Genomic DNA, 15,110 nt, shown 5'->3' on the forward strand with positions numbered 1-15,110 from the left:
CCCGCATGCCAAACACGCCCTCTAATCCGATCAATGCTCGGATGGTAGTTTTGCCTTCGCCAACCGAGGATCGTTGGCGCAGGCAGGAATGGTTCATAAGAGCACCCACCCTTACAGTTCTCGTCATTGGCGCGACTGGGAGCATCGGCGGTCTCGTCGTGGAAGGGGGCCTTGCGGCACGGCTGCTCGCCGACGTCACGGAAGGATACCACGCGATGGAAGATCGCCGCGCGATCAAGACGCTTCTTCGCGTCTGACCGACAAGGTCCGGCCGAAAGCCGAGCCCGCATTGTCTGCAATCCTCGATCCGAACGGCGCCAGCCGCCTAATTTCGACGACAACATGAGGTATCCTATGAACAAGATCGCAGCCACCGTCGCCATTTCCGCTTTCGCCGCGGCGGGCGTCGAAGCACAAGAACCCCGTGGACGCGTCGCTCCGCCGGTCGTGTACGACGTTGCTCCCGGCCTCGGCCATTTCACCGACGACGTTCTCTTCGGCGAGGTTTGGGAGCGGGGCGAGCTCCCGCCGCGCGACCGCAGTCTTGTCACCGTCGCCACCCTGATCTCGACCGGCAAGGCAGCGCAGATCGGCAGCCACGTCCGCCGGGCGCTCGACAACGACGTCGCGCCGGAGGAGATCGGCGAACTGATCACGCAGCTCGCCTTCTACGCGGGCTGGCCGAACGCGATATCGGCCGTGATCGAGACGAAGAAGGTGTTCGATGAGCGCGACATCGCTCCGGTGGGAAACAGCGCTGCTGCCCGTATCGAACTGGAAGCCGCTGCCGAGACGGCACGTGCGGCTGCCGTCAACGCGAATGTGGCACCTACGGCTCCGACGCTCGCGGACCTCACCAATCGTGTCCTGTTCGGCGATCTGTGGCGGCGGCCGGATCTCAGCGCCCGCGACCGCGGCCTTGTGACGATGGCGGCCCTGATCGCGATCGGTCAGCCCGAGCAGCTCCATTTCCACGCCAACCGCGCCATGGACAACGGCCTGACCCGCGCCGAAGCATCCGAGGTCGTCACGCATGTCGCATTCTATGCCGGTTGGCCAAGGGCGATGTCGGCCGTGCCCGTCCTTCAGCGAGTATTCGACAGCCGCCGCAATGGCCTGCAAACGTCCGTCGCGCAATCCGCGACATCGGGCGACCTGAAGATCAGGCGGGCCGACCAAGGCAGAGCGAAGGCTCCGGAGCAGCACTTTACTGGAGAAGTCGAGACCTCGGGCTTCTACCAGGGCGACGCACCGGCCCGGATCGGTGGGGCGACCGTTTCCTTTTCGGCGGGTGCGCGCACGGCCTGGCACACGCATCCGCTGGGACAGACCCTCTTCATCATATCCGGCCAGGGCTGGGTACAGAAGGAGGGCGGACCGATCGAGAAGGTCGGCCCCGGCGACGTCGTCTGGATTCCGCCTCTGGTCAAACACTGGCACGGCGCCTCGGCCGACGAGGCGATGACCCATTTCGCCGTCGCCGAATCCTTGAACGGCAGTGCCGTCACCTGGATGGAGAAAGTATCCGACGAAGACTACGGCAACGGACGCCAGATCGACTGACGGAGCCTGTGGTGTGCAAGGAGCAATCATATGCAGATCCAAATTCCACGGCGCAAGTTCCTGAAGGCTCTACCCCTTGCCGCGGCCGGCCTTGCGGCGCCTGCCGAGAACGACGCATCGCAGGCGCGGTCCGGCTCCAGCGGAACCTTGGTCGCCTATTTCTCGCGGACCGGAAACACGAAGCTCATTGCGCGTCAGATCCGCGGGGCAAGGGGTGCGACGCTGTTCGAAATCAATCCCGGCAACCCCTACCCCGAGGACTATGTCGAGACGGTCGCCCAGGCCAGCCAAGAGACGAGGGCCGGATATCTTCCGCCCCTGAAAACCATCGTGGCGGACGTCCGGCGATACGACACCATCTATCTTGGCTTCCCGATCTGGGGAATGACGGCCCCACCTGTCGTCCGTTCCTTCCTACGGGGACATGACCTTTCCGGAAAGATCATCCACCCTTTCATAACGCACGGAGGATACGGCCTCGGAGATAGCATCGACATCGTCAGCTCGATTGCTCCCGGCGCCGACGTCCGGCCCGGCTTCTCGATGGAGGCGGACCAGGAACGGCGGACCCTGGAACAGGTGACAGGCTGGCTGAGCGGCTAGTTCGCGAAGTGAACGGCCGCTCGGGCTTTGACGGCACAATCCATGGACAGAAGGAGAGAATGCAAACACGCAGGCTTGGGCACCGTGGTCCCACGGCTTACCAAAACAAGACCGCTCAGTGCTTGTTTGCTTCCATGGGCTTTCGTCCGACGATGGTCGAAATGACGCGGGAACTGGATACGATTGCGTCGTAGCGATAGCTGCCTGCGCAAATCATACCTACGACCGAGTGACGTCCGTTTCGGGTCGAAAGACGCCGTCCGCGGCTGTCTTGGATGTGCCGGAAGAGACCTTCACGCGGCGGGTCACGACCCCGCAAGCGCTGCAGCGTGCTCCTCAACCCAGGCGATCTCAAGCGCCGCCTCGTCGAGCACACCGCGACGAGCGAGTTCCACCTCCCACTTAGAACCGTCAGCGACGAGCTTCCGCATGTGTTCCTGCAAGTGCCGCACCCGCTCGATTCCCGCGTGCACGACGTCAATCTCAGGCTCGAGCCCGTACGCGTTAACCAGCAAGCGAAAGCGGCGGGCCTTTTCGGCGACACCGGTCGGGAGTCCATGTGCTCGACACTTCGCGTCGCGCCAGAACGGCACCCAACGCCAGGCGATGAATCCGAGGTCCCACGCGCGAGGCCCTGGCGCCGCGGCGTCCCAATCGATGAAAGCCACCGGCAGGCCCGCTCGAAAGACAGTATTCCATGGCGTGAGATCATTGTGACAAACCGTCTCGACAGGCTGACGAGCCTTTAAGCGCCACTCGCGGCCAGCCCACGGAAAGCTGGCCGCGGCATCGTGATAGGCCCGTACGAGCGCGCCAAGATGAACGAGCACGTCATCGCGCCAGACATAGTCCGGGAGACGGACATCGAAGCGGCCGCCTTCGTCGGGGATAAACCCGGCACCTTGGCCGACCTCTCCCTCGATGTAGGTCAGAACCTCTCGCCCTTGGTCATCAAGGCCATGCGCACGTGGGGCTCCGGCAAATCCTTCACGCTCGACGTGTCGCAACAAATCAAGGACGGCGGGCGACCAAGCGCGACCGTCGCGCCGAACTGTCTGACCGACTCGAACGACTCTCGAGTCCGCACCGCCTTCGAGGGGAATCTCTGGCTCATCAACCATACGTCCAACTCGCTCTCATTGTCCGGCGTGTGCTATCTGGACAGCGTACGCGCTGAGCAAATAATCGGTCAAACGGTAGATGTCCGCTTTGGTTTAGAAAGCGGAGGGACAGCTTAGTTTTCCGGCTCGCGCTATGAACCAGTTAATCGCCCAACCACGAACTCCGATCAGCCGGTGGAGCGCTAAACCCACGGCAAGCGGCGGCGAGGAGAGCACGCTGTCCGGAGCGCAGTCGACTTTTCGATATCCAACCGGAGGCGCGTCTTTTAAGGTCCGGATCACGGCGCGCGGAGCCAGCTCCTGAATCTAAAGGATTGATGTTGTTTAGGAATTCACAGGGGCCATGCCCAAAGAACGGCATATACTCGCATCGATAGGTGGCGTGGCAGGCTATGAAGCCCATCCTCCCTCTGGGGCGCGAGACAATTTCGGAAGGTCGAAAGATGACGGCAAAATACTTGCCGCGCTACTATTTACTGCGGCGGTATGATACCCGTCGTCGGCACGGTTAGCCCGATGGATTGAGACAACCTGCACGTTTTTCAACGCTGGCGGCGCCACCGGCGCCTCAGAAATCGTACATTGGCGCCTGAAGTCAGCGGAGCACGTCCTTGAATAGTATTCCCGATCTAGTGGCCTCTGCTAAAACCGTTCACGCCCGTTACAGGGCGGGCCGAATGGAACGTGAGACCGTGAGAGAATGGATCGGCAGGCTTGGTGCGTACGATGGCCCGACCGGCGAACGCGTTCGGGAGGCAGCTGAGTGGTTTCGCGCCAACAAAAGCGAACCGGTGTCTGAGGAAATCAGCCGAACCGATCTCGAGCGCATCGCTGCGATTTTTTCATCTTGACCAGAACATTTTTCTCTCAGTAATTTTTTACCTGCGGCTTCATCAACCGCAGCGGCAACCAACCGCACAACACCACACCGGGTGCCAGGAAGCTCCGTAGATCGCGTGTTTTGATCATATAGGATCAGCAAATCACGCAAGCTAACCGTTATAGTTAGCGGCTGTTAACTTTTTCATATTCACCCATTCTAAAGTATGGTACCGCGGTCACTGTTTGGAGACCTTGCGATGCGACGTTTCAATCTTCGACATGAAATCGATGACAAGTGGCTTGTCGTGGACGGGCTCACGATGGAACCCGCCACGCTTGGTGACGTGCAGGTGAGTGGCATGTCCTGGGCCGAGGCATGTGACTTTGTCGACTTGATGAACTCTCTGGATGCTATCGAACGAGACTCGATCCGCTATGCTGCTCCTTTGATGCCGGCCCTTCTCAGACGAGCTTGATGGTGTCGTCCAAGTAAACGCTGCATCCCAGGCTCCCGTGCCTTTTTTATCACCCCATCAGCGGGGTGATACTTGGCCATTTTGGCTGGAGCGTAATTCGTACCAGGTGTCACCCCGCCGCTCAGGCCGGTGCGTGCAGAAATCCATAGAAGTTCAATGAACGTTCGCTCTGCTTTGCGATTGATAATGCCGATCGCGGGGGAAGGAGCACCGGGTCTGACAAAAAGTTACCAGACGAGGTCCGCTCAGGGCCGATGGCAGACCAGAATATTGCCTTAATTACGGTAGCACTACGTCAGCGGGTGGACGTTCACGCGTGGTTACTGGCCCGCTTGACACCGGTGACACGCCGCTTCGCGTCCGTGACCAACGTCCCTTTCGATTGGTCCAAAATCACAACTATGTTGCCGAAAGGATCGCGGATTCTGGCGCATCGTCCGACCGCGATTTCGAATGGCGGTTGCACAGCCTCTCCGCCGGCGGCCAAGAACTCCTCAAACGCCTCGTCCACGTCATCGACCAGGATGTCGGTCTCGGGACCGATATGAAGATGGACAACCAGTTCCGCGTCGGTTTCCGGGAGCCCAAAGCCGGCGGCTTCATCGTCCCGCCAAATCAGGGCTTGACCGAGCCGGCCCCCATAAAAAGCTATGGCTGCATCGAGATCACTCACGTGGAGGAGATGATTGTCGAGCTTGCGGAATAATGGTCTTTTTCTAGGCTCGTGCGTCATTGCGGGACCTCATATGCGCAGAGATTTGGACGGCCATACAGCCCCTGATGAGATAGGCTTCGAGACTGCGTCCGCAACCGGGGTCACCTTCGGTCTTTCGGACCACTCCGTGGAAATTCGAATTCGCAGTTGGCAGATGCAAATTAATGTAGCGCAACATCCAAAAGCTACGACTAAAGGAACCCGCTCCCTCGGGAGGGAAGGCGCAGGCTTTGAGAGGTGTGCCTCGTTGATGGCATCGGTGAAGCTTTGATCGATCAGAGGTGACGGGCGGACGAAGACCTCCGAGCATGGCATCCACCCCCATCTTCACAGAAGTCGACGCCGGACCTCGGCCTAACTGGCATCCCGGATATCAAAGCGTGCGATCCTGTCGCCCTTCATATGGAAGACGTGAAGCAGTGTTTTGTCTTTGAGACCGTGGGTTTGATCCTCCAGCGGCTGGCCATTGAGATCGTATACGTTCTGGATCACCTTGACGGCTAATGCACCATCTTTCATGCGCTGAAATGCCACCGGCTCGACATGTGGACTCACGATAGCCCATTGACGTGTCCAATAGTCACGAACTGCCTCACGCCCGTGAACATGGCCACCTTCCATGCCGTTGGCCCAAGCAACATCATCGGTAAGCACGGCAAGTATCCCATCGATGTCGCGCGCATTGAAGCGATCATAGATGAGCTTGATAACTTGAGTATCGATTTCCGACATCACGTTTCCTCAATCTGGTTTGGAATGACCGTTGGACGGCGCTTAACCAACATTGACCATAGATATATACGTACATATATATTCCATAGTCAACGTGGGTAAGGATCGAATAGAATGGACGAGGATGTGCTTTCCACGCCGGGGCATCTCATCAGCCTCGCGGCGCGAGGGTTCGCCCGCCTGAGCGAGTCACGCCTCAAACCGCTTGGCTTCGGCGTCGGACATTTACCGGTTCTGGTCGCGCTGAAAAATGGCAACGCGAGCACGCAACGCGACCTTGCGCGTTTCGCCAAGGTGGAGCAGCCACCGATGGCGCAAATGCTCGCTCGCATGGAGCGGGATGGCTTGATCCAACGAACACCTGATCCGGTTGATGGTCGAAGCAGCCGCGTAGTGCTGACAGAGTACGCGCAAGCACGCATGCCCGAGGCAACGGCGGCCTTGTTTCAAGGCAATCGTGAGGCATTGGACGGCTTCACAAGCGCGGAAACGGAACAGCTCGTCACCCTGCTTACCCGGTTGATCGCGAATTTGGATCAAATTGCGAGTGTTTCGCCGCCATAGCCACCTGCTGCCGCTGCAATGGAGATGCCCGCCGTTCCAGTGAATGAGAACCTCGTTGCAACAGCTTGGTGCAAGGTCGGAGTTTGCGATCAACTTTTCAGCTCACGACCTTGAAACCGGAGGCTTCCATGGCAGCGCTTATAGGTGAGAAGATTGTCGGAGGCGCAATCTAGGATCAGCCGGTCGTGCAGGCCAGCGCGATGCCGTCTGCGACCTCTCTGCTATGGTCCGAAAGATTGCCCGTTGCGACCCTGATATGATTGCTGGGCAGGATCGAGAACTTTGCGCCAGGGTGAACAGCGATCCCCCTCGCCGCCAACGTGACCATTGCAAATGGCTCCGATGAGACTGGAACCCAGGCGCAAAGGCCGGCGCCATCATCCACCTCTACGCCGCGCTCGCGCAGCGCATTCGTCAGCTCATCGCGCCGCTGCTGATAGATACTGCGTGCGCGGGCAAGGATTTCATCCGTCATTTGATCGCGGAGCAGCCACGCGACTGCGGCCTGTAGAACCCGGCTGGTCCATCCGGCGCTGAAGCTTCGGTAGGATTGAATTTGCTCCACGATCGCCCTGGAGCTCGACAATACGGCAAGACGCAGGTCCGGACCCAGCGTCTTCGAGTAGGACAGGATGTGTATGACGCGGTCGGGAAAACGCCCGCCCAAGGAATGCTTGGGTGCGCCGGAGATGTCGGCCACGCCATCGTCTTCGATGATCAGCGTATCGCTCCCCGCCAGAATGTTTCCGAGAGCTTCCAAACGCGCCCTGCTGACGCTTTGGCCTGTCACCGAATGAAGCCGCGGCTGAAACAGAAATGCGACGGGGCGATATTTCGTGGCCGCCTCGAGTGACGACGGCAGGGGACCGTCCTTGTCGCACTGAACGGGAAGGATGCGCACGCCCAGATCCTCAAGAATATCGAGAAGACGCATGGCCGTCGGATTCTCGATTGCGACCGAAGCGCCCGGCATAACCAAAGCATGCAGCAGCGTATAGACTGCGTTATATCCACCGTTCGTGGCGAGAAAGGCCTCCGGCTCGTATGGCCAGTCGCGGCGCACAGCCGTTTCGAGCTCTGGCAGGATGCGGCTGCGTTCGTAACTGTTGAGGTTTTCCGCAGACGCGCCGTATGCCAGGGCCTCGGCCAGGGGCGGAAGCAGCCGTACATCCGGGACCGCCGCCGTAAGGTTGAGTACGCCTTCTCCGTAGTTGCCGGAACTTGCAAGCCTCTCGGGCTTGGCAACGAACCGGTCGCCGCTGACCCAGGTGCCGTTGCGTCCGCGCCCGCTGATGATCTTCTGGCGGCGCAACTCGCTCCAGGCCTCGGAGATCGTGGCAGGACTGACGCCAAGCGCGAAGGCAAGGTCGCGGATCGCCGGCAGCTTCGTTCCGACCGGAAGCGCACCTGCGCGGATCAAGGCGCTGGTTTCCAATGCAATGCCGCGGATCGTCTTGTCGCTCAATTTTTCGGCAAACCAATCGGCATTTCGTGTTTCGCTCATTTTTACACCAGATTAAATGTTCAATAACGTAATAACATTTGATCGAGTCAAATTGAACATTTATTTACGAGCAAGAGCAACCATCTTTTGCGAGCGAATGCATGACTGTAACGATACGGCTGGCCCTGCGCGACTGGGACTACATGACCCCGCTGGTGTTGGGAGACGTTTCCTCTCCCCGCCTCGACGTGAAGGTCGACAGGGTTGCCACGCTCATCTCCCATGTCGGAAAGGACGAGGCACATGACGCGGCGGAAATGTCCTTCAGCCGGTACGCCCAGCTTCGCGCCGACGGCGACGATACGGTGATCGGCATTCCGAACTTCATCATGCGCGGCTTTCGCCATCGCTGCATCATCACGACGAAGGACAGCCCGATGACGGAGTTGAGCCAGCTTGGGGGAAAGCGGATTGGCGTTACCGGATGGCGCGATTCCGGAAACACCTGGACACGCGCTGCCTTGCGCCGTGAAGGTGTCAACGTCGAGGACGCGATGTGGTTTGCCGGCCGGTTGACGGAAGCTCATCCCATCACCGATCGTCTCGACGGCTTTGGCCGCACGGGACGCATCGAAGCAGCACCAGGCGAGCGCCCGATGGTCGACCTTCTGAAGGAGGGGGCACTGGATGCCGTTTTCACGCCCTTCATGCCCGAGGGCTTTTTCGATAGAGATTCGCCCTTCCGCCAGGTGCTTGCAGATTTCCGCCGTGCCGAACGCCAGTATTTCAAGGATGTCGGCTACGTGCCGGGCATGCATCTCATCGGCATCAAGGCGACGGTGGCGGTGCAATATCCGTGGCTCCCCGAAGAACTCAGCGCGTTGATAGATGAATCCAAGCGCGTCTGGACGGTCAGGCGTCGCAAATATGCCGACACCACGCCGTGGATCTTCGATGAGCTCTTGAAGGTTTCGGCAGATCTTCCACCGGACTGGGACGAGAGCGGCCTTGATGCGAACCGCGCGATGATTTCCGATTTTGCACGGGAACTGCACGAACAGGGCATCCTGCCGCGAGCGCTCACGCCGGCAGAGCTTTTTCCGCTGCAGGCGTCCTCAGATCGCCCGCAGCTTGCCGCAGCCGGATCGTAAATCCGTTTCCATACAAACCAAAAAGGGGAATAAGAGAATGCCTTTGAAATCCATCACCGCCTTCGCTCTTGCGAGCGCCTTGCTCTCTGGAATGGCCTTGGCCGAGGATGCAACGCTTCCGAAGCTCACCGTCAACGAGGAACTGCGGGCAAAGCTTCCCGAGGACATCAAGACCGCCGGCAAGATGATCTCAGTCAACAACGGCTCCTTTCCTCCCTACGAGATCGTGACCGGAACAAAGATGGAGGGCGCCAGCGCCGACCTCACGGACGCGCTCGGCCAGGTGCTCGGCGTCACAATCGAGCACGCCACCGTCGGCGGCCTTCCGGCACTTCTCGCCGGCGTCAATTCCGGCCGCTATCAGTTCGCCTTCGGCCCTGTCGGCGATTTCAAGAGCCGCGAGGAGGCCAACGATTTCGTCGACTGGGTGCAGGAATTCGTCGTCTTTGCCGTGCACAAGGGTAACCCCAACGGCATCACTTCGCTGGAGACTGCCTGCGGACAGCGCATTGCCGTGATGGCTGGTGGATCCGCCGAAAAGGTCATCAAGGTCCAGGCCGAAAAGTGCAAGGCCGACGGCAAGGAAGCGGTCGAGGTTCAGTCCTTCACCGATCAGCCAAGCTCGATCCTGGCCGTCAGGTCCAAGCGCTCGGACGCATTCTTCTCCTCCCAAGCCCCCCTCACCTATTTCGTGTCGCAGGCCAATGGCCAGCTCGAACTTACGGGCGTCGGCCAGAAGAACGGTTTTGACAATCTTTACCAGGGCGCGGTCGTGCCGAAAGGATCGCCGCTCGGCCCCGTGCTGCGCGACGGCATGAAGATTCTCATGGGCAACGGCACGTATGCGGCAATCATGAAGAAATGGGGCCTTGAGAACAACATGATCAAAGAGCCGGGCATCAATCTCGGCGGGACGTTGCCAAAATGAGTGCCGGCAACCACAAAAGCGCATCGCCTCCGGGCGATGCGGATCCCCACGACGTCGTCAACGCGCACAAGCCGTTTCGCATCGATCGCCTTGTCCTTTGGACGCTGACCCTGGCGATCGCGGCCGATTTTGGCTGGATCGTCGCAAACAACGAGAATTTCGGCTGGCCCGTCGTCGCGCAATATTTCTTTGACCCGACGGTCATCAGCGGCCTTTACGTCTCGCTCGGGTTGACGGTCGTTGCCATGTTGATCGGCATAGTGCTCGGTCTATTGCTTGCCATTGCGCGGTTGTCGGCGGACCGGCTCGCCCATTCCCTTGCCGGTCTCTTCATCTGGTTCTTCCGCGGCACACCGCTCCTGGTGCAGCTGATATTCTGGTACAACCTGTCGACTCTCTTTCCTTCGATTTCGATCACCGTGCCTTTCGGGCCGACATTGGCCAGCTGGGACACCAATTCAGTCATCACGCCGATGACGGCGGCAATCGTCGGCCTGGCGCTCAACGAGGCGGCTTACATGGCCGAGATCATCCGCGGCGGCCTTCTTTCCGTCGACAGGGGCCAGGCGGAAACCGCGGAAGCCTTCGGCATGACGCGTGCGCGCGCACTGCGAAGGATCATAATCCCGCAGGCGATGCGCTCCATCGTTCCGCCCACCGGCAACCAGCTCATCAGCATGATCAAAGCGACCTCGCTCGTCAGCGTCATCGCCATGGCGGACCTGCTCTATTCGGTCCAATCGATCTACAACCGCACGTTCGAGATCATTCCGATGCTGCTCGTTGCCGTGGTCTGGTACTTGCTGATCACCTCGATCCTCAACATCGGCCAGGGCTATATCGAGCGCTACTATAGCAGAGGCGACAGACGTTCCGGCAGCATAGCGAAGCCTGCAGGACATGCGGGCGCGCCAGTCGTACCGGACGCCCCCTCACCCGTCATCGTACAGGAGGCAAGCCGTTGAATGCCGTTGTAACTGTCGAACCGCTCGTCCACGCGCGCAATGTTCACAAGTCCTTCGACAATCTAGAGGTCCTGAAAGGGATCGATCTCGATGTCTCCCCTGGCGAGGTCGTGGTCATCCTCGGGCCCTCCGGCTCGGGCAAATCGACCTTCCTGCGCTGCATCAACCATCTGGAATCCATCAATCAAGGCTCGATCATGTTCGACGGAGAACAGATCGGCTACCGGTTGCGAAACGGCCGCCTTGAAAAACTCTCCAACAATGCGATCGCTGCACAGCGGCGCAAGATCGGCATGGTCTTCCAGCAGTTCAACCTCTATCCGCATATGACCGCGCTCGAAAACATCATCGAAGCGCCGGTCGGCATCCACGGCGAAAGCCGCAAGGCTGCGACGGAAAATGCGTTGATGCTTCTGGAGCGCGTCGGGCTTTCGGAAAAAGCCGGCAGTTACCCGCGCCAGCTTTCCGGCGGCCAGCAGCAGCGTGTGGCGATCGCACGGGCTCTGGCGATCAAGCCGAAGCTGATGCTGTTCGACGAGCCGACCTCCGCACTCGATCCGGAACTCGTCGGCGAGGTCCTTTCTACGATGCGCGACCTGGCAAGCCAGGGGCTGACCATGATCGTCGTGACACACGAGATCGGGTTTGCACGCGAGGCGGCCGATCGGGTCATCTTCATGGATGGCGGCAAAGTCGTCGAACACGGCAAGCCCGAAGATGTCCTCGGCAATCCGCAGCATCAACGCACGAGAAGCTTTCTGGCGCGCTTCATCTAGCCGGCAATCCTAGCGCTCAGCATCCAGCCCGCGCCAGTAGAACGCGGCGCGACAATCCCGTTCATTCTATCTATTGGAACCAACTGATGACACGCGACAATGCTTTTGCCCGTATCTCCGACTTCGAGCCGCTCAAGGCAGAGCTTGAAGCGACGCGCCGGCATCTTCACGCCAATCCGGAACTGTCGTTCGAAGAGGCGGAAACCGCACGCTTCGTCGCCGAGAAACTGGAGTCCTGGGGCTACGACGTGTTGCGCAATGTCGGCGGCCATGGGGTCGTCGCGCGTCTCAAGGTGGGCAACGGCGCGCGCAGTATTGCGATCCGCGCCGATATGGATGCCCTTCCGATCCAGGAGGAAACAGGCCTGCCTTATGCGAGCAGGGCAGCCGGCAAGATGCATGCATGCGGTCACGACGGCCACACGACGATGCTGCTTGGGGCCGCGGAATATCTGGCGCGTACGCGCCGTTTTGACGGAACGGTCAACCTGATTTTTCAGCCCGCCGAGGAAGCCGGTACGGCAAGCGGGGCGCAGGCGATGATCGCCGACGGATTGTTCGAACGCTTCCCGTGTGACGCGATTTTCGGGCTGCATAATCACCCCGGCGCGCCGGAGGGCACCTGGCTCCTGCGTTCCGGTCCATTGATGGCTGCTGCCGATACGGTAAAAGTCACCATCAAGGGAAAGGGCGGCCATGCCTCCAGGCCGCATCTGACAGTCGACCCGGTCGTCATTGCCTGCAATCTCGTCGTTTCACTGCAGTCGGTCGTTTCGCGCAGCATTGATCCCACGCAAACGGCAGTGGTCACCGTCGGCTCCATCCATGCCGGCGAAGCCTCGAACGTCATTCCGGACATCGCAACGCTTTCGCTCAGCGTCCGGTCCTTCGAACCGGCGATAAGAGACATTCTGGAAGGGAGAATTCGCAAGCTCACCGCGACTGTGGCCGAGGGTTATGGCGCCGGCTTCGAAATCGATTATGTGCGCGGGCACCCCGTCGTCATCAATTCGGAGAAGGAGACGGAGTTTGCCCGCACCGTTGCGGAGGAGCTTGTCGATCCGGACAAGATTTTGACCTGCCCATTGATCCCCGGGAGCGAGGATTTTTCCCATTTTCTCGAGCACAAGCCGGGCTGCCTCCTGCGTCTTGGCAACGGGCTGAACTCGGAAATCCTGCACAGCTCGAAATTCGACTTTGCGGACGAGAATCTGACGGTTGGGGCCGCCATGTGGGCCAGGCTGACAGAAAAGTATCTGGCGTAGATCGGTCGGTCGTACCTGTAGAAATTCGTCGCGCCGTTAACCTTGCCGGTAAAGATTGGATTCAGTCTTTTTTGGTAATTTTCCGTTAGCCATTCACGCCAGTGGGTCCCCACGGCATGGATTGCCGTCGGCGGCAGTTGTTTTGCGTACGGGTTCTTATGCGTCTATCGGATGTGACAGCAATCTTTCTTGCCTGCCTGACTGTGTCGGGCTGTGCATCTGGCCCTCCCCCGGAAAATGTCCGGGCGGGACAACCGTCGCAAGAAACGACAAGCTCGGTCGTCCCACCATCCAATCTCGTACCGTCTGGAAATGTCGGCGAAGCGGCAGCGGCAGCCAGCGCGCCGCAGGAAGAATTGGCCTGGGCAGGCCAGGTCCCTCAGCCGCAAGCATTCGCACCGGCCGCCAGAACGGTCGGCGCTCCCATTCCGTCGGAACGGCCTATTGCCATGCTGGCGCCGGCCAAGCCCGAGATGAGGGCGGCTCCGCAAACGCGATCGCAGATTTACAGCTATGGCTTCCGCGACGCCAAACCGATTAACTTCGGGTCCATCTCGCCCAGAAAACTTGCCGTGCATGGCGTCGACATCTCACGCTGGCAGGGCGAGATCGACTGGGAAAGACTCAGGACGCAAGGTGCAAACTTCGCCTATATCAAGGCGACGGACGGCGGCGACCATCTCGATCCGATGTTCAGGAAGAACTGGCGCAGGGCCAAGGAAGCCGGCTTGAAGCGCGGCGCCTATCACTTCTTCTACTGGTGCCGGACGGCCGGCGAACAGGCCGACTGGTTCATCCGCAACGTGCCGAAGGAAGCGGGCGCTCTTCCGCCGGTTATCGACGTCGAGTGGAATGGTGAATCGAGCTGCAAGCGGCGGCCTTCGCGCGAGCGGGTGCTCGAAAAAATGCAGGTCTTCATGGACAAGCTGGAGCGGCACTATGGCCAGCGGCCGATCATCTACACGGCTCCGGACTTCTATCGCGACAACCTGAAGGGCGCGTTTCCCGACTATCCCTTCTGGCTGCGCTCGGTGGCCGCTCATCCCTCGAAGGTCTACCCGAAGCGCAAGTGGGTTTTCTGGCAATATTCGGGCTCTGGCCTCTCGCACGGTGTCGATGGCCGAATCGACCTCAACGTCTTCCATGGTGATGAAAACGATTGGCACGACTGGGTGGCCTCACGCTAGCGTCGGGTTAGCCGCCTGGCTTCAGCCTGCCCCTGAAAAAGCCACGGATAATCCCCACCTCATGGTGCCGTGGGAAGTTGCGCCGGCTTGCAAGCCGCCGCGGTTCCTACAGTTTCCAGTAGTGGACGGCGAATCGTCTTTGGCCTATCGATGGACCCATGCGATCGTCGTTGGAACATCTGCCGGAAGAAAAGCAGCGCGAGCTTGCCCGCGTCGTTGCGATCATCCATGAGGAGTTCGCCGATGCGCTGTCAGGCACCTCGGCCGCCCTCAAGAAGCGCGGCCGGATCTTAAAGATCATTTTGTTTGGTTCTTTCGCGCGCGGCAGTTGGGTCGACGAGCCGCACACGATGAAGGGCTACCGCTCCGACTACGATATCTTGGTGATCGTCAATTCCAAGCAGCTGGCGGAGCCACAGTACTGTTGAAGTGGACGGCTCCCAACGGCATCGAATGTGCCAGAATGAGTTCGTTGAAAGCTCAATCGAGGGAGACCGTCCGTGGAACAGATTATCCGAATTGGTATGGATACGTCAAAGAACGTTTTCCAATTGCATGGCGTGAATGCCAACGAGCAGCCGGTGCTTCGCAAGAAGCTATCCCGCAGGGAAATGGTGAAGTTCTTCGAGAAGACGCCGCCGACCACTGTTGCGCTTGAGGCGTGCGGCGGTTCGCATCACTGGGCGAGATTGCTAAGCTCGTTCGGGCACGAGGTGAAGCTAAGATATCCCGCAGGCCGCAGGACTGGCGGCATAACAGATCAGCCCATCACGGTGAGCAGAGAATGACCGCCACTGT

Annotated in this window: 16 protein-coding genes and 2 pseudogenes; 14 read left to right on the forward strand and 4 right to left on the reverse strand. The window is 59.7% G+C overall.

What is annotated here, in order from left to right:
- The 3 genes from BN1800_RS36980 to BN1800_RS36990 form a co-directional block, all read left to right on the forward strand.
- Positions 1-257, forward strand: a 257-nt coding sequence (locus BN1800_RS36980) for a hypothetical protein (protein ID WP_210191314.1), incomplete at its 5' end; no start/stop codon positions are given.
- Positions 258-354: 97 nt separating this feature from the next.
- A complete protein-coding gene (locus BN1800_RS36985; RefSeq protein ID WP_087005504.1) occupies positions 355-1,563 on the forward strand; it encodes a (R)-mandelonitrile lyase in 1,209 nt (402 codons plus the stop codon).
- Between the two features lie 30 nt (positions 1,564-1,593).
- Positions 1,594-2,166 carry a flavodoxin gene (locus BN1800_RS36990; RefSeq protein WP_087005507.1) on the forward strand — a complete coding sequence of 191 codons (573 nt, stop codon included), beginning with the start codon at positions 1,594-1,596 and terminating at the stop codon, positions 2,164-2,166.
- A gap of 305 nt (positions 2,167-2,471) precedes the next feature.
- Here BN1800_RS36990 and BN1800_RS36995 read toward each other — a convergent pair whose 3' ends face one another.
- Entirely contained in the window at positions 2,472-3,287 is an 816-nt protein-coding gene (locus tag BN1800_RS36995; RefSeq protein ID WP_087005510.1) for an aminoglycoside phosphotransferase family protein, read from the reverse strand.
- 611 nt (positions 3,288-3,898) lie between these two features.
- Between BN1800_RS36995 and BN1800_RS37000 the strand changes: the two genes are divergently transcribed.
- Both BN1800_RS37000 and BN1800_RS37005 read left to right on the forward strand, forming a co-directional pair.
- Complete coding sequence (locus tag BN1800_RS37000; protein WP_087005514.1) at positions 3,899-4,138, forward strand: hypothetical protein; 240 nt, start codon at positions 3,899-3,901, stop codon at positions 4,136-4,138.
- A 228-nt stretch (positions 4,139-4,366) separates the two neighbouring features.
- Positions 4,367-4,585, forward strand: coding sequence for a hypothetical protein (locus BN1800_RS37005; protein WP_027511344.1), 219 nt, complete (start codon positions 4,367-4,369; stop codon positions 4,583-4,585).
- 310 nt (positions 4,586-4,895) lie between these two features.
- Here the strand turns inward: BN1800_RS37005 and BN1800_RS44295 are convergent, their stop codons facing one another.
- Complete coding sequence (locus BN1800_RS44295; RefSeq protein ID WP_210191315.1) at positions 4,896-5,318, reverse strand: VOC family protein; 423 nt, start codon at positions 5,316-5,318, stop codon at positions 4,896-4,898.
- A gap of 336 nt (positions 5,319-5,654) precedes the next feature.
- Positions 5,655-6,032 (reverse strand): nuclear transport factor 2 family protein, encoded by a 378-nt coding sequence (locus BN1800_RS37015; protein ID WP_087005521.1) that lies wholly within the window; start codon positions 6,030-6,032, stop codon positions 5,655-5,657.
- Between the two features lie 114 nt (positions 6,033-6,146).
- On the opposite strand from BN1800_RS37015, the gene BN1800_RS37020 reads away from it, so the two are divergent.
- Positions 6,147-6,596 (forward strand): MarR family winged helix-turn-helix transcriptional regulator, encoded by a 450-nt coding sequence (locus BN1800_RS37020; protein ID WP_087005524.1) that lies wholly within the window; start codon positions 6,147-6,149, stop codon positions 6,594-6,596.
- 175 nt (positions 6,597-6,771) lie between these two features.
- Here BN1800_RS37020 and BN1800_RS37025 read toward each other — a convergent pair whose 3' ends face one another.
- On the reverse strand, positions 6,772-8,100 hold the full coding sequence (locus tag BN1800_RS37025) for an aminotransferase-like domain-containing protein (RefSeq protein WP_087005527.1): 1,329 nt from the start codon (positions 8,098-8,100) through the stop codon (positions 6,772-6,774).
- 101 nt (positions 8,101-8,201) lie between these two features.
- Between BN1800_RS37025 and BN1800_RS37030 the strand changes: the two genes are divergently transcribed.
- The 8 genes and pseudogenes from BN1800_RS37030 to BN1800_RS37065 form a co-directional block, all read left to right on the forward strand.
- Positions 8,202-9,191 (forward strand): substrate-binding domain-containing protein, encoded by a 990-nt coding sequence (locus tag BN1800_RS37030; RefSeq protein WP_087005530.1) that lies wholly within the window; start codon positions 8,202-8,204, stop codon positions 9,189-9,191.
- Between the two features lie 37 nt (positions 9,192-9,228).
- Complete coding sequence (locus BN1800_RS37035) at positions 9,229-10,119, forward strand: ABC transporter substrate-binding protein (RefSeq protein WP_087005533.1); 891 nt, start codon at positions 9,229-9,231, stop codon at positions 10,117-10,119.
- On the forward strand, positions 10,116-11,084 hold the full coding sequence (locus BN1800_RS37040; RefSeq protein ID WP_087005535.1) for an amino acid ABC transporter permease: 969 nt from the start codon (positions 10,116-10,118) through the stop codon (positions 11,082-11,084). The genes BN1800_RS37035 and BN1800_RS37040 overlap by 4 nt, the downstream gene beginning before the upstream one ends.
- Positions 11,081-11,860 carry an amino acid ABC transporter ATP-binding protein gene (locus BN1800_RS37045; RefSeq protein ID WP_087005538.1) on the forward strand — a complete coding sequence of 260 codons (780 nt, stop codon included), beginning with the start codon at positions 11,081-11,083 and terminating at the stop codon, positions 11,858-11,860. The genes BN1800_RS37040 and BN1800_RS37045 overlap by 4 nt, the downstream gene beginning before the upstream one ends.
- Positions 11,861-11,943: 83 nt before the next feature.
- A complete protein-coding gene (locus BN1800_RS37050) occupies positions 11,944-13,125 on the forward strand; it encodes a M20 aminoacylase family protein (RefSeq protein WP_179213997.1) in 1,182 nt (393 codons plus the stop codon).
- 158 nt (positions 13,126-13,283) lie between these two features.
- Positions 13,284-14,312, forward strand: a complete 1,029-nt coding sequence (locus BN1800_RS37055; RefSeq protein ID WP_087005544.1) for a glycoside hydrolase family 25 protein — start codon at positions 13,284-13,286, stop codon at positions 14,310-14,312.
- Between the two features lie 158 nt (positions 14,313-14,470).
- Positions 14,471-14,734: pseudogene (locus BN1800_RS37060) on the forward strand (nucleotidyltransferase domain-containing protein); the annotation flags it as partial.
- Between the two features lie 78 nt (positions 14,735-14,812).
- Positions 14,813-15,043 (forward strand): annotated as a pseudogene (locus BN1800_RS37065) (IS110 family transposase); the annotation flags it as partial.
- Between the last annotated feature and the right edge of the window lie 67 nt (positions 15,044-15,110).

Source organism: Rhizobium sullae (assembly GCF_900169785.1).
Classification (GTDB): domain Bacteria; phylum Pseudomonadota; class Alphaproteobacteria; order Rhizobiales; family Rhizobiaceae; genus Rhizobium; species Rhizobium sullae.

Excerpts from the sequence above, each read along its gene's own strand:
- BN1800_RS37005 (WP_027511344.1), top strand. The coding sequence starts at position 4,367 with ATGCGACGTTTCAATCTTCGACATGAAATCGATGACAAGTGGCTTGTC.
- BN1800_RS37020 (WP_087005524.1), top strand. The coding sequence starts at position 6,147 with ATGGACGAGGATGTGCTTTCCACGCCGGGGCATCTCATCAGCCTCGCG.
- BN1800_RS37025 (WP_087005527.1), bottom strand. The coding sequence starts at position 8,100 with ATGAGCGAAACACGAAATGCCGATTGGTTTGCCGAAAAATTGAGCGAC.
- BN1800_RS36995 (WP_087005510.1), bottom strand. The coding sequence starts at position 3,287 with ATGGTTGATGAGCCAGAGATTCCCCTCGAAGGCGGTGCGGACTCGAGA.
- BN1800_RS37030 (WP_087005530.1), top strand. The coding sequence starts at position 8,202 with ATGACTGTAACGATACGGCTGGCCCTGCGCGACTGGGACTACATGACC.
- BN1800_RS37015 (WP_087005521.1), bottom strand. The coding sequence starts at position 6,032 with ATGTCGGAAATCGATACTCAAGTTATCAAGCTCATCTATGATCGCTTC.
- BN1800_RS37040 (WP_087005535.1), top strand. The coding sequence starts at position 10,116 with ATGAGTGCCGGCAACCACAAAAGCGCATCGCCTCCGGGCGATGCGGAT.
- BN1800_RS37055 (WP_087005544.1), top strand. The coding sequence starts at position 13,284 with ATGCGTCTATCGGATGTGACAGCAATCTTTCTTGCCTGCCTGACTGTG.
- BN1800_RS36985 (WP_087005504.1), top strand. The coding sequence starts at position 355 with ATGAACAAGATCGCAGCCACCGTCGCCATTTCCGCTTTCGCCGCGGCG.
- BN1800_RS44295 (WP_210191315.1), bottom strand. The coding sequence starts at position 5,318 with ATGACGCACGAGCCTAGAAAAAGACCATTATTCCGCAAGCTCGACAAT.
- BN1800_RS36990 (WP_087005507.1), top strand. The coding sequence starts at position 1,594 with ATGCAGATCCAAATTCCACGGCGCAAGTTCCTGAAGGCTCTACCCCTT.
- BN1800_RS37035 (WP_087005533.1), top strand. The coding sequence starts at position 9,229 with ATGCCTTTGAAATCCATCACCGCCTTCGCTCTTGCGAGCGCCTTGCTC.